The organism is Nanoarchaeota archaeon, assembly GCA_018897155.1.
GTDB lineage: Archaea > EX4484-52 > EX4484-52 > EX4484-52 > LFW-46 > LFW-46.
Map to the genome: position 1 here is coordinate 1 of JAHILE010000048.1, position 22,494 is coordinate 22,494.

Consider the following 22,494-nt stretch of genomic DNA (forward strand, 5'->3'; position numbering starts at 1 on the left):
ATTGGGTGAACCGCGGCAATTACACCCTTGCCGGAGGAAAAGGAAACTGCTCCATAGTTGTCTGGAACTTCCTACCTTCGGATGTCAACGAAAACGTAACGTATCTGTTCCAGATTGAGGATGCAGAAACGACAAACGCAAGAAACACGACACTTTTTGGCGGGCTTAATATAACAAAGCCGGCTATCGAATTAAATTATTCGTTTGGAAACAATTCTAATGTCAATAGAAGCGCCGGTTTTGCATCGCTTGGTGTAAGGGCATATGACAGGGACAACAAAAGCTTTGTAAACGGCATTAATGTCTCGTTCTGGATTACGACAGACGGCGCGACTTACGATGCGGGCAACATCACGCAAACAAATGCGTCAGGGTATGCCAACACAACATTTAATCCAGTATGCGCGTATTCTGCAGGAATCCAGATATGGATGGCAGGCATTGTTGATTCAAGATACGCAAACAGCAATACCACTGAAAATTATACGACTAAAATATGGGGCGACCTGAATGCGAATCTCATGCAGCCGCTCAACGGGCAGATATTTTTGCGCGGCTCAAACATAACGATACGCGCAAACATAACTGACGACTGCGGAACATTATGGAATATGGACAACACAACAATGGCAACGAAAAGCACAAACGCCGGAACACTATATGCGTGCTCGCCGATTGCAAATGAATCTACAGGAATCTACAATTGCACATTCAATACTTCAAGCCCTACAGTTATGCCTGCAAGATATTACAATGCGACTGTATTTGCGAACAAGACATATTATAATTTCGCGAACACGACCTATGCAAACTCGTTTTTCATAGAAACGTCCCCTGTAATCACTGCATCAAACGTAAACCCTGACGGCGGCGGATGGGGAAAGACATACACCTTTTTTGTGAATGTCACTGACGAAGATTATGACGGCGTTGAGGTCACATTCTATGAGCGCGCATTAGGCGGAAGCTGGGTGTCATCGGGAATAAAAACATGCGCATCGCCTTGCATAAACCAAACCCTGAACTTTACAAAAAGCTATCTTTGCTCCAACTACCAGTCTCAGCCAGTAAGAGAATATACGTTTAATGCAACAGACACCAAATATATCAGCGAAATTGCTAAAAAGAATATGACGCTTACAAAAGATACAATCCTTGTTGAAGCAATAGACAACATCACAACAGACGGCAATATATCTATATACCGGCCAGTCGGAGACTATAATCTGGCTTTGCGCCTTTTTGACAACGACAAAAGCGCTTATGTCGATATCCCCTACACACTTACAAAAATATGGGTAACGCAAAGTGGCCCGGGCACTAACTATATTGACCTTGAAGGAGCGTACCTATACACTAACGAAACTGGCCACTTCAACAAAACATTCAACCCAGGATGCACCCCGAAATATTCTATAGGGATACATGGCTGGAAGGGCGGGGTAACTGACGATTCCTGCTATGTAAACACAAACAGCTCAATATACAGCCTTAACATAACCACAGCCCCGCTAATTGCTGCAATAGAGCAGCCAAACGATGCAATGTTTAGAAGAGATATAGATAACATTACTTTGCGCGGCAATGTAACCGACGACTGCGGCCTTGTAAACGGCTCGACAACAAGCCTTTCGGCGTATAACGGCCAGAGCTACCAGAACTGTACTGCAGGAATGATAAATGACGAGGGCGCCGGCTGGTACAACTGCACGCTTACCCCGGTTTCTCCAGAATGGAGTGTCGGGCAATACGGCAAATACAATACAAGCATGTATGCCTCAAAGCAGTATTACAACATATCAAATATCACAACAATGTCGCCGTCTTTCAACCTGACAGACCCTCCTGAAATAAAGGATATGACCTGGACATCAAGCAACCCGGTAACAAGCGGATGGGGAACAAGGCACACATTCACTGTGAAAGTAAAGGACGATGAAGCAGGATATGATACAGACACGGTTTATTTATGGAAATGGCATACTTCAACAGGGTGGGCGCTTATAAATTCAACCACTGTAATAAACAACCCGCTGTTTACAACAGTTTCATTTGAACAAAGATTCACGTGCGCAGATATCGGGACAAATTATTACAAATTCAATGTCTCGGACAGATGGGGAAATACTAATGAAACGCAAAATGCAAGCTTTACAATAGGAAAAGATGCCGTATTTGTCCAATTAATACCTGCAAGCAATGTTGACCGAGAAGGCCCTGCAACAACAAACCTGAAAGTGCGCGTCAGAGACACTGACAACGACTCGGTTGCATTCAACTGGATACCTGAAGGATATAGCGGCAAAATGTTTGTAACTACAAACGGCTCCGGAAGCAATGTATGGACTGTAGCAAACGGATCTATGTATACGGATTCCGGAAGCTATTTGAGTTTTGATTTCAATCCCGAATGCGCTCCGCTATATAAAGTCGGGGCCCAGGACTGGCGCGGAGGAATGGACAACGACACCTGTTTTGTAGACACCAACTCATCATCCGGCACGTTCACCATAACCGGCCAGCTTAAAGAAGGCATTGATTTACCGCCTTACGGCTCCGTATACGCAGTAGGCACAAACGTGACAATACGGACAAATTCAACAACAGACTGCAGCGAATTGGTGAATGACTCTGCAATCAGCATACAATTAAGCAGCCCGCTGTCCGTATGGGAAAACTGCTCGGCAACAATAAACAATGAAGGAAACGGATATTATAACTGCTCATGGAACACGGAATTCCACTATGGAGGCTACTATAATGTGCAGATGAATTCGAGCAGAACTAATTATTATTTCAATACAACTACGTGGAATAGCCAATTCTATATGAACAACACGCCTCCAAATGTAGAAAACTTTTCAGTTTCCCCCGAATCCGAAGGCTGGGGGAGTGTATATACATACCGCGCAGAAATATATGACGCGCAAAAAGACAACATAACTTGCGCGTTATATGTAAACACATCAGAATCAACCGGGTGGGTGCTGAAAAATAGCACAACAATAGAAACTCAGCCAGCCCAAGGGCGTGCAAACTGCACGCTTTCAGTTTCAAACTTTGCTTGCGGCGAAATGGGAACAGACAATAGCTACAAATTCCAGATATATGACGGAACAAACCTGCTGAACACAAGCGTAATCTCTGGCCCGAACCTGACAGAAGATTCTGTTTCGATATCTTATTTCTACGGAAACAATTCTGTTGTGAATAGGTCCGGAACCGAAACAACGCGCTTCATTGTGAGCGCCCTAGATACTGATAGAGGAAGCATCCCGGTACTGACTGGATCAAACATAAAATTCTGGGTAACTAAAAACGGTGCCGTATATGATGCGGGAACTGATATTGCGACCAATTCTTCGGGATATGCAAATTATGATTTCGACCCGACATGCAGCCCGACAAAATATGATGTGGGTCCGGAATATTGGGCTGCCGGCATTATTGACGGATGCTATGTTGCAACAAACCTGTCACAGAATCTCACTACAACCGTAATTGGAAGCCTGATAAACACTATACAAATCCCGGATATCGGAACAGAATTCCTGCGAGGAGAAAACATCACGATAAAAAGCAACTCTGTAGCTACTATACAAAGCGATTGCGTGCCCGAAGGCCTTGACGGCGTAAATAATGAAATAATTTTCCATAATGAAAACGGAATCAACAACTATTCCTGCGTAACCGGTCCCGGTACGGAAGGGTATTATGAATGCACAAGAAACACAACAGACATGAAAGCGAGATGGTACAACACAACAATGCGCTCATGGATGCAATACTACCACAATGGAACGTCACTAAATGCAAGCCATTTCTTTGTCAAAACATTGCCTGTTCTAACAAACGAAACAGCAATCACAAATCCGGGCGGCTGGGGCGAAACATTCTATTTTAAAGTAAACCTTACTGATGAGGACCTTGATAATGTTACTGTAAACTTATATGCAAGAGATACTGCAGGCGGCTCATGGGGTGGGGCAAAAAACTCAACAATTATATCGGCCCCGATAAATCAAACTGTTGTAATTTACTGGAACACCGTGCCTTATTGCGCCATAGGAACGTGGGAATATTATTTTGATGCAACAGACACGCACAACCCGTTAGATATAGTATCTACAACACCAAAGAATTTCACAATAGAACAAGACGATGTACAAATAGCTCTTGTGAGCGGCGACAATTCGTTCGCGTGGAGAAACGGCACATATAATACAACATTTACGCTCAATATAACCGACACTGACAGAAAAAACATAACAATAGGCGATAGCTCTTCGCGCTTCTGGGTGACTGTCAATGCAAGCAACCCAGGCTCTTTTGATGCCGGAAAAGACACAATGAGCTCCGGCGGATTAATAACATATTATTTCATGCAGCAGCTGCCGGATGGCGGGCAAAAATGCGACTATTCTGTCGGAATTCAAAAATGGAAAGGCGGCACATTCAATGACGTCTGCTACAAAGATGCAAATTCAACCGCGTATTCCGTAATTATAAACTCAAGCCTAATGCCGAACATAACAAACCTGCATGACCAGGGATATTTAAGAGGGGACAAGATTCCAATAAATGTATCTGTAATTGATGATTGCCAGACAGTCGAAAATGCAACAGTTATAAACAGCTTAGTAAATCCGCCAAACACATACTACTGCAGCAAACAAGATAACTGGGCATGGAACGAAAGCAACGGAACGTATATATGCATATGGGATTCGACAAACAAGCCGTATAAATGGTACAATGTCACGGCAACAGTTTCAAAGAATTATTATGTGCAAAGCTCAACACCGGGCACAGACAGGTTCTTCTTAGGCACAACGCCGAAGCTGGATTTCCCTTCAGTAAACCCGACATTCGGCGGATGGGGTGAGAACCATCAATTCAGCGTGAGGCTGACAAGCCTTGACCTTGCAACAAACAATGTATCCCTCTGGAAAAGCCTTGACAACATTTCATGGAACGTTGTCAACTGGCAGTTAGTAAATACACCGGTAAACCAGTGGGTCTACTTCAACGAAAGATTTACTTGCAATGACTACTTGACGCCGCCTTCGGGACGTAATTATTACCAGATAAAATCCGCAAGCGTGTTCGGATTCAGCAACGAAACGCCAATACTTAATTTCACTCTCGACTATGACAATATAACCATACCAACATTAGGGGGGAACGACAGTGTAAGGAGGCTTGGCACAACAACGGCATTCCTCCAAGCAAGAATCTATGACAGCGATTATGGAGTTTATCAAAATAATACTGCAGGAAATATTTGGATAACGTCGGACGGAAATAATTTCAGCTCAAACCAGACGTGCACAACATCAAACGGATATTGCAATATAAATTACGATCCACAATGCGATATATCCACAGGAGTGCAAAAATGGAAGCTGGCAGTTGAGGATGCATGCTATCAAAAAGTAAACTCCACAAATGCAACGCTGACTGTCATGGGCCAGCTATATAGCAACCACGTAAATCCGACAACAAATGCAATCATCAACAGAAACACCACAACGCCTTTGAATACCACAGTAATTAATGACTGCAACGGCGCAATTACCGGCGCCACAATATATTGGTACAATAGCACTCCAAAGCAGATTGCAATAGGATATAATACAACATGGAAGGTTCCTGTAACTTATGCAAAAGGACCTGAAACAATAACAACAAACGCAACGCAACAGTACTATGACAACGGAACAAACTCAACACAAGTCTATATATATGGATGGAGTAAGATAAACTACACCAGCCTCTCAAACAGCTCAAGCTATCTTGCAGGTGAGTATGTTGAATCATATTGCATGGTAATAGATGCCAACACAACTGCATATCTTCAAAATTACAACGTAAGCTATTACAAAAACGGAAGTTTGCAGACCTCTGCAATGACAAATGAAAACGGAACTGCATTATGGAATTGGTCCACAGCATCTGAAAACTTCGGATGGTATAATATAACGTGTATAATTTCAAATGATAACGCCCAATACTATACGCCGTCAATTCCGCAAATTGAAAGCAATGTGAGAATAAACAGATCCACGGTTCTTAAGTCCCTATCGCTTTCCAACTCATCAATATTCAGGAATGATTCCTATAACCCGTACAAAACAAACATATCAGTAACTATCTATGACGCAGTTATAGGGCCTGCAGACGGGGCAAACGTCACATTCTATAATTCAACCGAACTTATCGGCAATTGCACGACTAATCCGAGTGGCAACTGCTTCATAACATATAATGCGCCAGACAATTCAACTCCGGGAATTTACATAATATATATAAACTCAACCAAGACAGGACTTGAGCCATCCATAACAAATCAGACCAACATCACTGTGACAGGAGTACTATTCATAAACATAACACAGCCAGCAAACGATTCGTCGTGGGGTAAATCGACGACGCTCAATGTAACGTCCGATATATGGAATGAAAACGGCTATATTGATAACGCAACTGTAAATTGGTATATTGATACAAACTATGTTGCAAGCGGACAAAACGCGTCGTTTTCGCTATCGTCGCAAACGCCAGGAAGCAGAAAATTGACCGCGAATGCAACGAAATCATATTACCAACAGGCAGCGTCAAATATATCCCTAAGAATAAACGGTCTTGCTGACGTAAACTGGTGGTACCCGCCGGACAGCTCTCTGCAGCCATATCCGGTTCCATTTGAAATACAGTGCCGCGTAACAGACAACACGTCAGCAAGTGTCATTCAGGGATATGATGTCAATTTCTGGTACTGGAACGGCTCAAGTTATATCTTCAACGGAACATATGCAACAGATAATTTCGGCATTGCAGGCACTACATGGTATCCGGATTCAAAAGGAAGCATAACCTTCATGTGCAACATAACTGAGAATACAACAATGTATTATTCGCCGAATATTAAAAGTGCAACTGCAACAATAATGGTGCAGGATACAAACCCGCCGTCAATAACGAATACAAGCATACTGCCAAACCAGAGCATTGAAGCAAATCTCAACTCAACAGCAATAACTGCAAATGTTACTGACGATTTAAATGTTTCTTCAGTCATCGCAAGAATAGTTTTACCCAACAGCAGCGTAATAAACCGAACAATGGCAAATATATCACAAAACATATACACAGTCCAATACCTGCCGCCCATAGGAGGAAATTATTCAGTGACAATAATGGCGTGGGATTCGCCGCCCGAAAGCAACTTAAATGCAACGTATGCGGGAAACTTTACTGTATGGGGAAAAATAAACATGACTTCTGTTCAAACCGATGAAGCAGTAATAAACGGCATAACGCAATCAAACGGGGCACAATTTGTAATTGAAGCCAATGCAACTAATCTCGGGCCTGCAAACGCGTATAATGTAACACTGACCATGTCTGATTCCCCGCCGGGCGTCTTATCCTACAACACCACGCAATACTCTTGCGGAAACCTCAGCACAGGCCAGAATTGCTCGCGCGCGTTCCTTGTAACTGTACCCCCGGCAACGCCGCCACAAATAATATATTCAAAAGTCACAACATCCTGGCGCAATCCGGATCTGACGCTTGAAAATGTCGAAAATATAACAGACGTAATAATCTCGGCAAATCCAATAATTGATATATATGAGCCATCTCTCATAAACAACACTCCGCATGGAATGACAACCAAAGCAGGAACATTAACAATAATATCTGCAGGAAACTGGCCTGTTGACAACATAGCCATAAACACCGTGGGCGGAAATCTTGCAACATCATGCCCGGGATGCAACATCACAATAAGCCAGCCCCTATGGGGAACTCTTCCGGCAGGAAGCAATTTCACAACAGACATAACTGTTGTAGTGCCGTTTGGGCAGCCGCCCGGCAACTACTGGACATCCGTGCTTGCATCATCAGATGCCGGCGTTGATTGGATAATCATGAACCTTACGGTTCCGCTCAACACTTCATGGACCAGAAATCCGGCGACATTCGGAACAATACTCGCACTGGTAAATTCAAGCGATTCAGTAGGCAATATAGTTGCAACGCATATAGGCAACCAAAAGATAGATTTCAAGCTATATGAATCACAAAACGGAAGCGCGCTTGTTTCATTTGCTCCGCTGGCATTCACATTAAATGTCCTTTCATCAGTCAATATTTCGCTGAATTACACAATTCCGATAAGCCAGACACCGGGCATGTATTACTATCAGCTTCTGATAAGAAACACATCGGCAAATCCGCCGGAATACATAACAGACATGTGGCTGAATGTAACCGACACACCGCCGACAATATCAAATGTCATCATTAATCCGATGGGCTATGAGGCGGGCACAGAATACACAAACATAACCGCAAGAATAACAGACAATGTGGCTGTGGCGTCAGCATGGATAAACGCGACAAAGCCGAACGGAACAGAATTCATAAAATACTTTGATACAAACGGCCCCGAAGTTTTCACAAACTACAGCGAAAATGAAACAGGAATACACAGAATCAGAATATGCGCAAGCGATGTTATGGGGCTTGAAGGATGCACGCAGGAGTATAATGTCAGCGTGATGATGAACACTACGCTTTTGGCAGAAACAAACATAACGAATTCATCAATAGGCGGGGTTCTTCTTGCGTCCGGAGTAAATGTTTCGTTCAATTTCAGCATAAGAAATATCGGCTATTCACGGGCACTGAACGCAAACACCACAATAAGCGTTCCTGAAAACTGGAGCGTAACGGACAGCTTTTTCACTGCCGGAAACATCATAAAAGACAATGCATATAGCAATACGACAATGCTTCAGATTGCACCCGACTCCATGGGCACATATTACATAAACTTCACATCAAACTGGACAAACTTCGATAATACAACCGATTGGAGCCTAACACAAATAAAGATAATTGTGACTTCAAATCCCGCACTGGATGTTATTGATGATCCGCTTACGATGTATGTTGAAAGCGGAAGTTCCGGCAATTACACATTTGTTTTGAATTCAACCGGAAACGACATTGCACAAAACATACAAATAAACTGCACGGGTGGTATTGCATGCACTGCATTCAACATGTCACTCAACCCACAGTACATAGCATCTCTTGTAAAGGGAAATGCTTCAAACATCACCATCAATGCATCTATTCCAGTAGGATATATTCCCGGAGTATATAACGGCGTGTTAAATGTGTCTTCCGACACATCAAGTATAAAAGCAAACATCTCAGTAATTGTTCCTGCAAACCTTACGTGGAGGCATTCTCCGACATCAATAAAAATGGAAGTCGCGGCAGGCACTAACGGAACATTCGGAATTGTGACGGTCTCAAACATAGGCAATCTTCCGGTTGTCTTGCAATCGCTGTCAACCAATACAACACTATTCACAGTAAATGCCAGCACAATAAACCTGCCGGTTGGAACTTATTCGACAGTGGCTGTAAACTACACTGCCCCGCTGGTAAGTGCAATTGAAAATTATATCGCTTATTTCAGGACAGTCAATTCAACCGCAGTTCCGCAGAACCAGTCGACACTCCTAAATATCACTGTGCAGCCAATATATTTGTATATTGTATCGCCAACTACCGCTTCTCCAAAAATAAATGTATCAAGCGGAAACACTGTAGAAACCACAATAAACCTCACCTATTCATTGCAGCCTTTGTATGAAAATGTGACCTGGGAGATCAATCTTACAAACGAAGGCTCGCTTGTAACCGTGAACACAACATACGCCAACTACTCAAACACAACAAAGCTCTGGACAATAAACTTTACAGCACCGGCAATAATGGAAGGCGCTGCACACACGCTTATTGCAAAGGCATTCTACTCCACAAAGAACATATCGGTTGAAGGCATTCAGAAAGATGCTATTGTGTATGTGGACTCTGCAGCGCCTCTAATATCTCTTTCGGCGCCCACTGCAGCAAACCGCAACTCAATAGTGCCGATATATGTAAACATTACTGATTCCGGCGGCGTGAGAAACGCATTGCTTGAAATAACAGATCCAAGCAGCCTATTGCAGAGTGTTAATGCAACATTGATGGGTTCTTCCGGAAACTTGTATAGATTCAATTATAATTATAGCAATACATCACTCCTTGGAACATATAGAATTGTTGCAAAGGGCTATGACCTTTCAGGAAATATGAACACCACAAATACGACATTCGACATATATAATCCGGCTTACATAAGCGGATACCTGCTTGACATAGAAAGCCCGAACAGCACGGCACCAATTCCGGGCAATTTCAGGATGTATAAAAATGATACTGGCACGCTTTTGCACAGCTTTGCAACTAACAACATAACAGGATATTACTATCAAAGCGCATTTGTACGAATGTATGATGTTCTTTTAGACGCCCTAAATGTCAGCATGAAATTCAAGAACTTTAATATGCCGTCAGAAGGAATTACCGATCCCGTATCGCTTGGAAACATACCTTTGTCGCTCATTGGTTCGGGGCCGCTTAAGGCGGTTTATGTAACAAGCAAAATGAATGCGCAATATATGAATATAACATTCGACTATTCGCCATACATCGGAGTAAGCGCAAATGATGTGCAGGTTTATTATTGCGGCAACTGGACAAACCAGATTGGATGCACTGGAACGTGGTTCAGGCAAAACAGCTCTGTTGATACGCTCACAAGAACAGTAATGCTAAATACTCAGGCATCTGCAGGAGCATATGCCCTATCGCAGTTTATCTGCGGAAACAAAATGTGCGAATCAATTTACGGAGAATCGAATGCAAACTGCCCGAAAGACTGCCCGATTCCTGAAGGCCAGGAAATACCGCCCATAATAGGCGGCGGAAGCACTAGCGGAGGCGGTGGAGGAGGAGGAGGAGGAGGAGGCACTAGCGGAGGCGGCGGAAGCAGCGGCGGAGGCTCTGCAGGAGTTCCTGTCGCAACAATTAAACCGGATAACAGAACAACCACTGACAACGTGCCAATTGAAATAAAGTCAACCCTGCTTTACATAACGCTTGCTCCTGGAGAGCGGGAAATCCATTCAATAGAAATAAAGAACAACCTAAACGAAATAATAAATTCAAAATTAACTGTTGAAGGGCTTGTCTGGGAACTGATAAAAATTGAAAAAACTGATTTCGATTTAGGCCCAAAATCAACCGAAAACGTAAAGATAGAAGCATATGCGCTTCCATCAACACGGCCCGGAATATATACCGGAGATATTGTTGCAGTAACAGGAAATATGACATACAGGACGCCGATTACAATAAAGATTGAACTAAAGGAAGAGCCGCTGCTTGACGTAATACTAAAAATGCTTTCAGACATTGTAAGGCCCGGAGACGATGCACAATTCCTTGTAACTATCAAAAACATGGGAGAAACTGCATCTGTAGAAGACATAATAATGAATTATGTTGTGAAAAACCTCCAGGATGGAACTGTTCTGACAACTGATAAAGAAACTCTTGCAGTCAATCAGACGCTCACCTATACAAAGACTATAAGAATACCGAATGGTACCGCAGAGGCGCGCTACGTAATTGATGCAAACGCAACTTATGCGAACGGAGTAAAATACGCCGGCTCTGCTGCGACCTTTGACGTAAGCATGCAGCCATGGCCAGTCATTATTCTGCGAAGGCTATTCACAAGCTGGCTGACGTATATAATATTACTAATAGTAATTCCGGGAATTTATTTTGGAAGGCGCGCCTACAATGCATATAAGGACAAGAAAGCAAGAGATGCGCGATATATATTCCCGATGGACTACGCCAAGCTGCCGCAAAAAGGCGATAAAAGCCTGCAGGTTGGAAAGATTGCAGAAACAGACATTAATTCATACCTTGATATCAAGAACCTGACAATGCATTCAATAGCAGCAGGGGGTACAGGTTCAGGAAAGAGCGTAACTGCAATGGTCACTGCAGAAGAACTTCTCAAGCGCGGAATACCTGTCGTAGTATTCGACCCGACAGCACAATGGTCCGGTTTCATCAGGCCATGTAAAGACCCGCACATGATTGAACTTTACGCGAAATACGGCCTCAAGCCGGAGGATGCAAAGGCATTCAAAACAAATATAATAGTTGTCAACAGCGCGAACAGCCTTACCGATGATGAAATAGACCTACGCAAATACATGAAACCCGGAGAAATCACAGTATTTATAATGAGCAAATTGCGCTCATCAGAACTCGACGCGTTTGTCAGGCGCACTATCCAAAAAATATTCAGCATACAATGGCCTGAGGCAAATACGCTCAAAGTGCTTGTTGTCTACGACGAAATGCACAGGCTGCTTCCGAAGTACGGAGGCAAAGGCGGATATGTAGAACTTGAGAGAGGGTGCAGAGAATTCCGTAAATGGGGCATCGGCTTATTCTTGATATCACAAGTCCTCTCAGACTTCAAGGGTTCAATCAGGGCAAACATTGCAAACGAAATACAGCTGCGAACCAAGTACAATGGAGACATAAATCGTGTCAAGCAAAGATACGGAACAGACTACGCGCTTCGGGTTGTCAAGCTAACAGTTGGCGCAGGGCTCCTGCAGAACCCGGAATTCAATGAAGGAAAGCCGTGGTTCATACAGTTCAGGCCGCTGCTTCACGACACAGGCAGGCTGAGCGAAGAAGAGCTTACCACATATACGAACATAAAGCAGAATATCTTGAATATGGAAACCAAGATAGCGGCGCTAAAATCGCGAGGTATCGACACATATGATATAGAGCTTGAACTGAATATGGCGCGCGACAAAACAAAACAGGGAATGTTTAAGATGGCGGAGACCTACATGGAATCAGTTAAAGCAAGGCTGAGTTCCATGGGTGGCGGAGCATAGAGTAAAAAGGGCGATAATATCTTGAAAGCGTTTGCAAAAATGCGCTTTCAAGATTTTTAGCCCAGATAGAATGGCAAAAAATTAATGGAGATGGCTAAAAATGGCGGAAAAAAAGAGCAAAAAGACAAACGAACTTGACGAGATGAGCCTCGACGAGCTGATAGAAAGATGCAAGCAGATAAAAGAGCTTCTTGCGAACCTTGAGAACCAGTACAGATCTGCGGAAATTACTGAACAAAGCTACAAGCAGACAAAGGACGCAAACACAAAAAAGCTCGGTGAAGTAAGAAAGCGCCTTGAAGACTGGGGAATTAAGGACGAAGATATTCCTGCGCCACTTTCCGCTGCGCAAAAGCCTGCCGCGAGCACTTCCGCCGCTCCAGCATCAGCACTTTCGCAGCCTCAAGCCTCCGCAACGCCAGCCGCTACAACACTATCGTCAGCAGCCCAAAAACCCGCACCGGTTCCGCCGCCGGTACAAGCGCCGGTTTTTACTCCGCCGATAGAAACACAAGAAACAAACGAATCTGCCCAAGAAACGCCGGTTGCCCCGCCAGCACCGAGCACTCCAATATCATTCACGCAAAAACTGAAACAACAATTTATGCCGTCTTCCCAAAGGTCGCCGGAAGATCCCGCATATATTTCGCAGACTGTGCAGCTTGAGCTCCAAAAATTCCAGGAAAAATTCAATGTGGATCTTGAGCGCATAAAGGCATCAATCGATGCTATTAAAGAGACACGCGCATCATCTGAAGAAAGAATACATATGCTGACTGAAGGAATTGCCGAACTCAGGTCAAACGTATTTCAGCGCGAGGCAAATTTAAAAGAGCAGGAAATGAAGCTTACTAAACTGAAGGAAATGGTTGATGACGTCGAGCCGCAAAAAATAAGCAAAGAATTCTCAAAACGCGACAAGACATCTTCGGACATTGAAGTCCGGCTTGAAAAGCTGGAAGTAAAAACAAACGACCTCATAAAGACAGTTAATGAAATAAATGCTTTGCTCAAAAGCATTGGAGGGCTTGAAAATGTGGCAGATGTAAACCATGAAGTTACGAAAAAATTCGAAGAGATACGCGAAATAAACACCGCCACAGAAAGGCTGTCTTCAAAAGTCGAAAAGATATTCATAGATATAAACAAGCGGCTTGAAAAATTCAACATATACGAAGCCAGGCAGGACAATATAAGCGAAATTGTCAACGACATGATACGAAACTTCGACGCACTTTCGCTGAAGTTTGAATCCTATGCGGAAAAAAAGGATCTGACCACTACCAAAGAAGACATCACAGACATCCAAAAAAAAATGGAAGAGCTGAAAAAGACGCTGAAAAGGGTAGTGCCATTTGCAGAGGCGCAAGTTCCGGAAGAAATCCAGGCGCTTCAGACTGAGCGGGAAGATATCGAATCGCTTCTTTCCTCAATAGAATACGAACATGAAAAAAAGCAAATCACCGACGATGAATACGCATCAATAAGGGAAAAGAATGGCGTACGGCTCAAAGAAATAAAGCAGAAAATCGCAAACGCTGTGAAAAAAATCGCGCCTGCCGATGAAGAAAAGGATGCTGCGTCAAATACGAAAAATCAGAACCCATCATTGGTTGATGCGATGTCAAAAGACATGGACGCAATCAAAACTGCGGCAAAAAAGAATGCTGAAGAATCCAAAAAGAAAGATGAAGCTGCCAAAAAAGAAGCTGAAGAAGCAGCTGAAACCGAAAATGAAAAAAATGTTGAAGAAACAACTGATGAAGAAAATGATGAGTCCGACAAAGAAAACGAAGCTGAAAGCCCTGACGCAAAAGAGAAAAAAGAAACGCAGGGAAAAAAGCATTCAAATGCAAAATCGGCTAATCCAAAAAGTTATGAAAATGCACCTGAAAAAACAGAGATAATTAATGAAGCGGGAAAAGAACCGCTGCCGGAAATAAAAAAAGAAATGATGGAACAAACAGTTGCAGAAGAAAATAAAGATGAAACGTTTGCGCAACATGTGCCCGTTCCCGCCGCCGATACAAAACATAAAGAAAAATGGCGCGCCAAATCCAAAAAGGCGAAACATAACAAACAGAAAATAGTTCGAAAGGCACGCGAAACAAAAGAGAAAAATGAACAAGTGGAGCGCGCAACGCGAATGTTTTTGCGCGCAAATGAAATTGAGCGTCCGAATGCTGTTCGCGCAAAAAAAGCAGCTTTAAAAAAGAAACTAAAGAAAAAAGTGGCGCCATCAAAACAAAACAAAATGCATGCAAAAAGACATGCACATCATGCAGCCAAATCTACCGCGAAAAAAACAATAGCATCTTCGCGTGCAGTGAGGCTCGAAAATCGCGCAATTGCAAAAGAGAAAATAAAAACAGCCACAAATAACGCAGCCCAAACATCAAGAAAATCTCTTCGCTCATCCCACGGCCTGTTTGTTCCTGCAAAAGAGATTACAGATATAAAAAGTGTTATATCAGCCGGCGCGCAGAATGCGCAAACGCCAAAAAAACAGGATATTTCGCCGCAGAAAAATGCCGAAGCTGCAAAAGAAATAGCAAACGCGCCGGCAAAAAAAGGCGAAAATGAAACAAATCCACTGCTTGCAGAACTCACTGAATCGCTGAAGCAAGGGCTTATTTCAAAAGAGACTTACGAAAATACAAAGAAGCTGCTAATGATGGGTTAGATACAAGATACAATTCAATGGGATTCAAAATGAAACAAAGAGTTATTTTGTTTGCAATGATTGCAGCGATAGCTCTGCTTTTATCACCTCTACTTGTCAATATTGCCAATGCGCCGACAGACCCTTACTGGTTCGATACGTCGTGGCATTTCAGGATTGCGCTGGCAATCAACAATACAGATTATGCGCGAGATAACTGGCCGATTGAACATGATATGAATTTCACCGCATTGATAACACAAACTGGAAAAAGCGGCACTTTCGATTACAATTCCATACGCATTTACGCGCATAACTCAACCGGCGGCGTAATGCACCCGATGAAATACCAGTTCGACAACGCGTCGGACTCAAGTGCAGCATCAAATGCCGCAGGAACTCTTGTATTCCTCTTGAATGGCACAACAGCGGCAAATGAAATCCGGTATTTCTACGTTTATTTCGACACAATTGAAAATGGCGCGAAAAGCCCGCCGTCATTTTCCACAAACCTCAACTATTCATGGGATGGCAAAGAAGCGCATGTGAATAACAGCATGCTGCGATGGAAAATAGATACGATGCGAAATGAAAATACTTCTGGATTATATGATGCAAAAGGAAACTCAGCAACCATATTTACGCAGGCAACTTCAAACAGAACAATCGAATACATACAATATTCAAACGGAACAAATAATTTTTCTTTTGATTTTAGGAACAATGCGACGTTTATTTCAGGACCTATAATGCTGAGGCTCGAACAAGCCGGAAATGAAATGCTTTGGAACAACCCCGACGCAATAACTGGAGCCGGATGGATGAAAAAGACGTACGTATTTTATGAAAATACAAAATGGCTTAAGATAATTCAAAACTTCACAAATATCGGCGGCTCTTCCATAACAAGAAACTCAACAAACGGAGGCGCGCTTTCCGTGAATGAACTCATAGACAACAGCTTACTACCGCCTTTTGGAAACGAAAGCAATCCGATGTCCAGATACGGCGCTTCTGACGGCAGCAGAGGTGTCGGAATAATAAATGTGAATTCCAGCAGCAACGCGAATTACTCCGCAGTTTACGATGCGGCTCTTGACAGGATAGGGATTAATCTTAACAGCACAACACTGGCTCCGCAGGAATCCATAATACAAACAACAGTAATGCAATTCGATGATGTCCAGTACAGCGATGACCAAAACCTTCTTCCGTTAAGAAACCAGCTGCTTTACCCTCCAATAATTACGCAAGACAATCCGCAATACATAACATTTATGCTGGAATCAAAAACAAACTACACCATCCACAACAGAAACGAAAGCGTGCTGATTACTGGAAATACTACATTCGATCCGTACAACATCAGTTCATCAATGAATGCCACTCTTGATATGGGAACGGCGGATTCTGCGGACGATATAACAATAGTTTTGTATGACGACGGAAGTGCTGAACATGGCGATGCAACTGCATCAGACACTATATTCTCCAACTACTTCAACTTATCCGAGGATAGCGTATTTGGAACATGGAATATCACCATAAACGCGTATGATATTTCAGACATTCTTCTGAACCAAAGCATCACAGCATTCAATGTAACAAATGAATACAGTACAAGCATAAATATAAGCAATCCTGACGGGTTTGTCGACCGCATAATAAACACTACACTAAATGTGAAAAATAAAAGATACGACACGTTTATTCCGGGCGCAACGCTTAACTGCAGCTACAGCGGCTCCGGCGAGCTGACAAATATAACAGACTACGGCAATGGCACATACCTCTTGAATTTTACAGCCCCTTCAATAACCGGCTCATATCTTCTTAATTGCAGCGCGATAAAATTCAACAACACTGGATGGGCCGCCCAATGGTTCTATACTGAAACCAGCGAGACAATGCTATTACTGAACATAACTCCGGAAAACCACACAACAAGCAATATAACGCGAGCAACAGGCAATTCATTTATAATTAATCTTAATGCCACAGACATTGGAGGCGCAAATGCAAAATATACGAATATGACTCTTTCGCTGCCTCAAAACATCACTGCAAATGCAACAAACGCAAGCTGCGGAACTGTAATAATGGGAACCTCTTGCCTGAGGGATTTCAATATAACAATAGCCAACGGAACCTCGCCCGGAAACTATACACTAAATACAAGCGTGGTGTGGGAGAACCCGGACACTTCAAAAAATACAACAAATTCATCAGTTACCATATACGTCTTATCAAATCCTCAAATTAATATAACTCCAGCAAATATTTCCGGTAACGCTCCTGACGGGAAAACGGTTACCATAGGAACATTTACGGTATGGTCTATAGGAAATGACAACATCACAAACACTACGTTTAATGTGACCGGAATTCCGGACTTTTCAGTGTCTTTCAGCCCGCAAAACATATCCGGCCTTGCAGCCGGAAGCTCACAGCCGGTTTCAGTAAACGTGACTGTTCCATCAGATTATGCGCCGGGAAACTATACTGGAACAATAAATGCCAGCACAATAAACGATGGATGGAAAACAATAGAGCTTAATGTAGCCGTGCCTTCAACAACAAACCTATCGATAAACATAACGCCTCAAAACTACACATCCCGAAACATATCTTATTCAAACAGCGAATCATTCAACATAACTATCAATACTAGTAACACGGGCGTAACCGGCGCAAAAGACGTAAACATAAGCCTATCGCTTCCGCAAAATCTCAGCGCAAATTCGACAATTGAAAACTGCGGCAACATCAGCACAAATTCATTCTGCATAAATCAATTCAACATAACAATAAGCAATCAAACAGCTCCGGGAAATTATACATTCAACATAACGGCAACATGGAAAAATCCCGATTTGTCGATAAATTCAACAACCACCAATATGACCGTTGCTGTGCTATCCAATCCACTATTAAATGTTTCAGAAGGCGGCATATCAACAATACTCTTTGACAATACGACAGCATATGCGGGCAATTTCACAACATACTCGCTTGGAAATGACAACCTGACAAACATCACGTTCAATGTTACCGGACTCTCGAACTTTACATTCACCTTTTTGCCGGCAAACATCTCAACTTTAGGAGTAAACAGCTCACAGCTTGTCTCTGTAAATGTTTCTGTTCCGTTCGCATATTCTCCAGGTAACTATACCGGAACAATAAATATGAGTTCGATTAATGACGGCTGGAAGGTTATTGAAATAAATGTAAGTGTCCTTATAAGACGCGAATGGAGCATTTCTCCGACACATTGCGAAAGGGCGGAAAATCCCGACACCGGAACAGTATGCTCTGTAGCCGTATCCAACACAGGAAACGCACCCATAAACTTTACTGTCAATCCTTCCGGAATAAATTATACTTCGGCAAATGAAACCAATTTCACAGTGGCTAAGAATTCAACACACTCGCTCGTATTTCTTTATAATGTCTCAAACATCACAAAGGATTTTTTCTATTCCTTTTATACCATTAACGCCACAGACGCGGATGCATCTCCGCAGTATAGCAACTTCAACATAACCTTAATACCCTATGTTATACCGTTGTTTTCAGTGAACGTCCTGCCGAACGAAACCGAGCAGAGAAAAAATGTCGAGATAATGGTAAATGTTACCGACCGCTCCACAACCGGAATAAACTGGACTCAAATGAATATAACGCTTCCAAACGGCACGCTTGAAACGCATAACCTGACGCGTATAGACGTAAACGGAACTTTCAGCCAATGGTATTTTAATTATTCAGGAATTATGAATATCTCCAATCTGACAAACATGAGCGGCAATTTATCAAACATCACATTAAATTACACGGGAAGCACAGCATTGCGCGGCACCTATAATATATCCATCACATCACAGGATAATACTGGAGTTGCTGGAGATGTAAATGGAAGCTTCAAAATACATGCAAAAATGCTTATTGGATTCCTTCCGGGATCAACAAAATATTATCAGGGCTCAACAGGTTCTCTTTATTATGCTGCAACTGATTCTGAGGATAATGCGCTTAGCGGAGCAAATGTAACTATAAAGATAAAAGACTCTTCAGGAAACTTGACTTATCTCCAAACATTCTCAACAGGATCAAGCGGACAAATACTTCCAACCCCGACATTCCTTTTGCCAAATGATGCTAAAGTCGGGCAATACAACATTTCTGCATACACAACATATTATGATGCGATTGCAGACAAAATATTAAATGCAACTAACAATGCATCATTCAGCCTGCAATCCGGTTCATCTGGCGGTGGAGGCGGACTTGCCGCATATGTGGACACTGCTGTTGTCTGGTACCCTGACAATGTGATGCGCTTTGAAATGTGGTTCTCATATGCAGGAAATGTGACTGATCCAGACAATATGACTTTGTTTGTGTATGATCCTGCGAGCAACCTGTATTTTAACATAAGCCTTACAAACGCAAACAGATCATCCGCAGGATTGTATAATTACAGGTATGCTATGCCGATTAATACTGCTTCAGGATATTACTTCGCCATCCTCACAGCATCAAAAGAAGGCTTTGTAAGCCAGATGGTAAAGCCTTTCAGAGTTGCAAAAGGCGGCCCCTATGACGTAAAGCTGACAGTATTGCCGCCTCTTGAAGTGTCGCGGCAAGACTACCTTAGCTTTGAAGTGCTTGTGGAAAACATGGGAGAAGTCACGCAGGACGTTTATATCGATTATTGGACGTCCTATGAAAACAATACATATTATTATAGTGGAGAAGCCATACTGACGCCCGTGGGCGTGAATATAACAATAATAAGAACGGCATACATCTTTTCCAATCAGCCTCTTGGGATGAACACGCTAAACTTAAAAGTGACATACGACAGCGTACAGGCACCGATACTTTTGAGCGCCAATTTTGAAGTAGTTGATGATTATATAAACATACCTCCTCCTCCGCCACAACCGCCTCCGCCAGACTATGACTATGAAAGTGGAGGGGGTGGTGGGGGAGTTATTGAAAGAATAATTTATTTGCCGCCTGAAGAACTTCCGGAAACCGATGCGGCTGGAATTGGCAAAAGATCAAGCATAGAAATAGAGAGCTATAACAAAGAAATAAACATAGTGCGAGGATGGACATCGCTTGAAAGCGTAAAAGTGAAAAATACAGGCAACACAACACTGAAAAACATAACGCTTTTGTTATCCGGAATACCTTCTTCATGGTTCAAAATAACTCCAAAATATTATGAAAGCCTAACTTCCGGAAACAGCACAATATTTTTGATAGAATTCAAAATACCAAATAATGCCGAGTCTGGAACATACAACATCGTTTTCACAGCATCATCTATTGAAAGAACAACTGAAAAAGTCGGCCGCCTGATAATTTTCACATCGATTGAAGAACTCGTAAATCAAGAGATTATAAACCTTAAAATAGATGTAGAAAAGCTTGAGGAAGACACAGACTATTCCGAACGGCTTGGAAGAAATATTTCGCAAATCCGGGATATTATAGCATCTGCGCGAGCCCAAATAAAACTAGCTGAAGACAATGCAAAAAAGAAGGTATTTGATGACGCGCTCCTTAACACGCAAACAGCGTCAGGCCTGATAAAGCGCGGAAAACGCCTGCTTGAGTCCCTTGTAACCGAAGAGCCATCAGTCTCGCAGAAACCAACACGAAATGTCTGGCTTATGGGGCTTGAAGCGCTTTTAATAATTATTTTAATAGCTGCAATAGCGCTATGGACGATACGGTCGCGCGGGAAGCTCAAATGGGAAAACATAAAGGCATACCTCAAGAAGAAAACCGAAAAGAGCGCGACAAATGAAGAATTGAAGAAAGAGCTTGTTGCAGAAAAGGAAAAAATAGCCCGAATGACAAAACTCCTTGAAAGCGAGCTTAAAGAAGGCATAATAACGCAGAACGCATATAATGAGCTGAAGAAGAGAAATGATGAAAAGCGAGCTAAGATAGAGCAGCAAATCAAAAAGATTTAAGCCGCAAACAAATCAAAAACCATGCGGTTATTTGCTCAAAATTCTCTTCTTTTCAAAAACAATCGCTATAAATACAAGGCCCATAAACGCAGTTATCACAAGAATGCTTGCGGTATAGCTGACAATATCATTTATTATGTGATATGCACTTCCTTCTTTTGTGGTGCATGTCGTTTCACCGCCCTGCATAAAAAAAGAGTACTTTATTTCCGCCGCACCTCCGAAACTTTCGCAGATTTCCGCATGTATCGATTCGTGAAAGTATGTCTGTATTGAATTTACAAAAAGAAACATAATTATGAGAACAATTATGTCGAAAATATAGTGCTTCATGAAATAAGATACTGCATCACAAGCTTAAAAATCGATAAATAATTGCGCGACAGATAATTCAAGACTTTCTTCTAATGCTTACAACGGTTTTTCCGTTCTGAACCCCTTCATTTTTAACAATAAGCGAATAGGTTCCTGGAGATAGCTTATAATCTCCTGTCAAATTTATTCCTTTTTCGAAATATTCAAGTCCAACAGCCACCATATTTTTTTTAATAAAGGGAAATGCAAATGAAGGGATCACATATGTTTCAAAAACGCCGGACAAAACATCAGGCATTCTATCAGAGATTGTTCCAACATTGCCTTTTGTGAAAACAAAATACGCATTATTGTAATCCAAATCTTCGCTGATTGTCATTGAAGTCGCTGTAGAATCAACATTGTAAAAAATGCCGCCGCGGCTTACTACCGCAATTACTGTGGAATTTGCAAAATTCGATGCACCATATCTGCCTGATGTGCTTGTGACCGGCGCAAGTGTTGGAGATTCCACAGACACTTCAACCGAATGGCCCGAAGATGCATACGAAACATATGCCAGGGATGCAAATAATACAACTATACTCAAAGAGAGTAAAATGCAATTACTGCGTTCTTTGAAAAAAGCAGACATTTTACATAGCATAAAAACACAATATACTATTATTTGCGC

At 42.4% G+C, this 22,494-nt stretch carries 5 protein-coding genes; 3 read left to right on the forward strand and 2 right to left on the reverse strand.

The features are described from left to right. The 3 genes from KKB09_06440 to KKB09_06450 all read left to right on the forward strand — a co-directional run. Positions 1-12,851, forward strand: a 12,851-nt coding sequence (locus KKB09_06440) for a DUF87 domain-containing protein (GenBank protein MBU4300829.1), incomplete at its 5' end; no start/stop codon positions are given. A gap of 100 nt (positions 12,852-12,951) precedes the next feature. Beyond that, the gene (locus tag KKB09_06445; protein MBU4300830.1) at positions 12,952-15,534 is read left to right on the forward strand and encodes a hypothetical protein; all 2,583 of its coding nucleotides are present in this window, start codon (positions 12,952-12,954) and stop codon (positions 15,532-15,534) included. A gap of 29 nt (positions 15,535-15,563) precedes the next feature. Beyond that, positions 15,564-21,506 carry a hypothetical protein gene (locus KKB09_06450; GenBank protein MBU4300831.1) on the forward strand — a complete coding sequence of 1,981 codons (5,943 nt, stop codon included), beginning with the start codon at positions 15,564-15,566 and terminating at the stop codon, positions 21,504-21,506. Positions 21,507-21,533: 27 nt separating this feature from the next. Here the strand turns inward: KKB09_06450 and KKB09_06455 are convergent, their stop codons facing one another. Both KKB09_06455 and KKB09_06460 read right to left on the reverse strand, forming a co-directional pair. Then, positions 21,534-21,839 carry a hypothetical protein gene (locus tag KKB09_06455; protein MBU4300832.1) on the reverse strand — a complete coding sequence of 102 codons (306 nt, stop codon included), beginning with the start codon at positions 21,837-21,839 and terminating at the stop codon, positions 21,534-21,536. Between the two features lie 58 nt (positions 21,840-21,897). Beyond that, positions 21,898-22,467, reverse strand: a complete 570-nt coding sequence (locus KKB09_06460) for a hypothetical protein (GenBank protein MBU4300833.1) — start codon at positions 22,465-22,467, stop codon at positions 21,898-21,900. Positions 22,468-22,494 lie beyond the last annotated feature (27 nt).

What these genes read in the sequence shown, in the direction of transcription:
- KKB09_06450 (MBU4300831.1), top strand. Translation starts at nt 15,564, where the DNA reads ATGAAACAAAGAGTTATTTTGTTTGCAATGATTGCAGCGATAGCTCTG.
- KKB09_06460 (MBU4300833.1), bottom strand. Translation starts at nt 22,467, where the DNA reads ATGCTATGTAAAATGTCTGCTTTTTTCAAAGAACGCAGTAATTGCATT.
- KKB09_06445 (MBU4300830.1), top strand. Translation starts at nt 12,952, where the DNA reads ATGGCGGAAAAAAAGAGCAAAAAGACAAACGAACTTGACGAGATGAGC.
- KKB09_06455 (MBU4300832.1), bottom strand. Translation starts at nt 21,839, where the DNA reads ATGAAGCACTATATTTTCGACATAATTGTTCTCATAATTATGTTTCTT.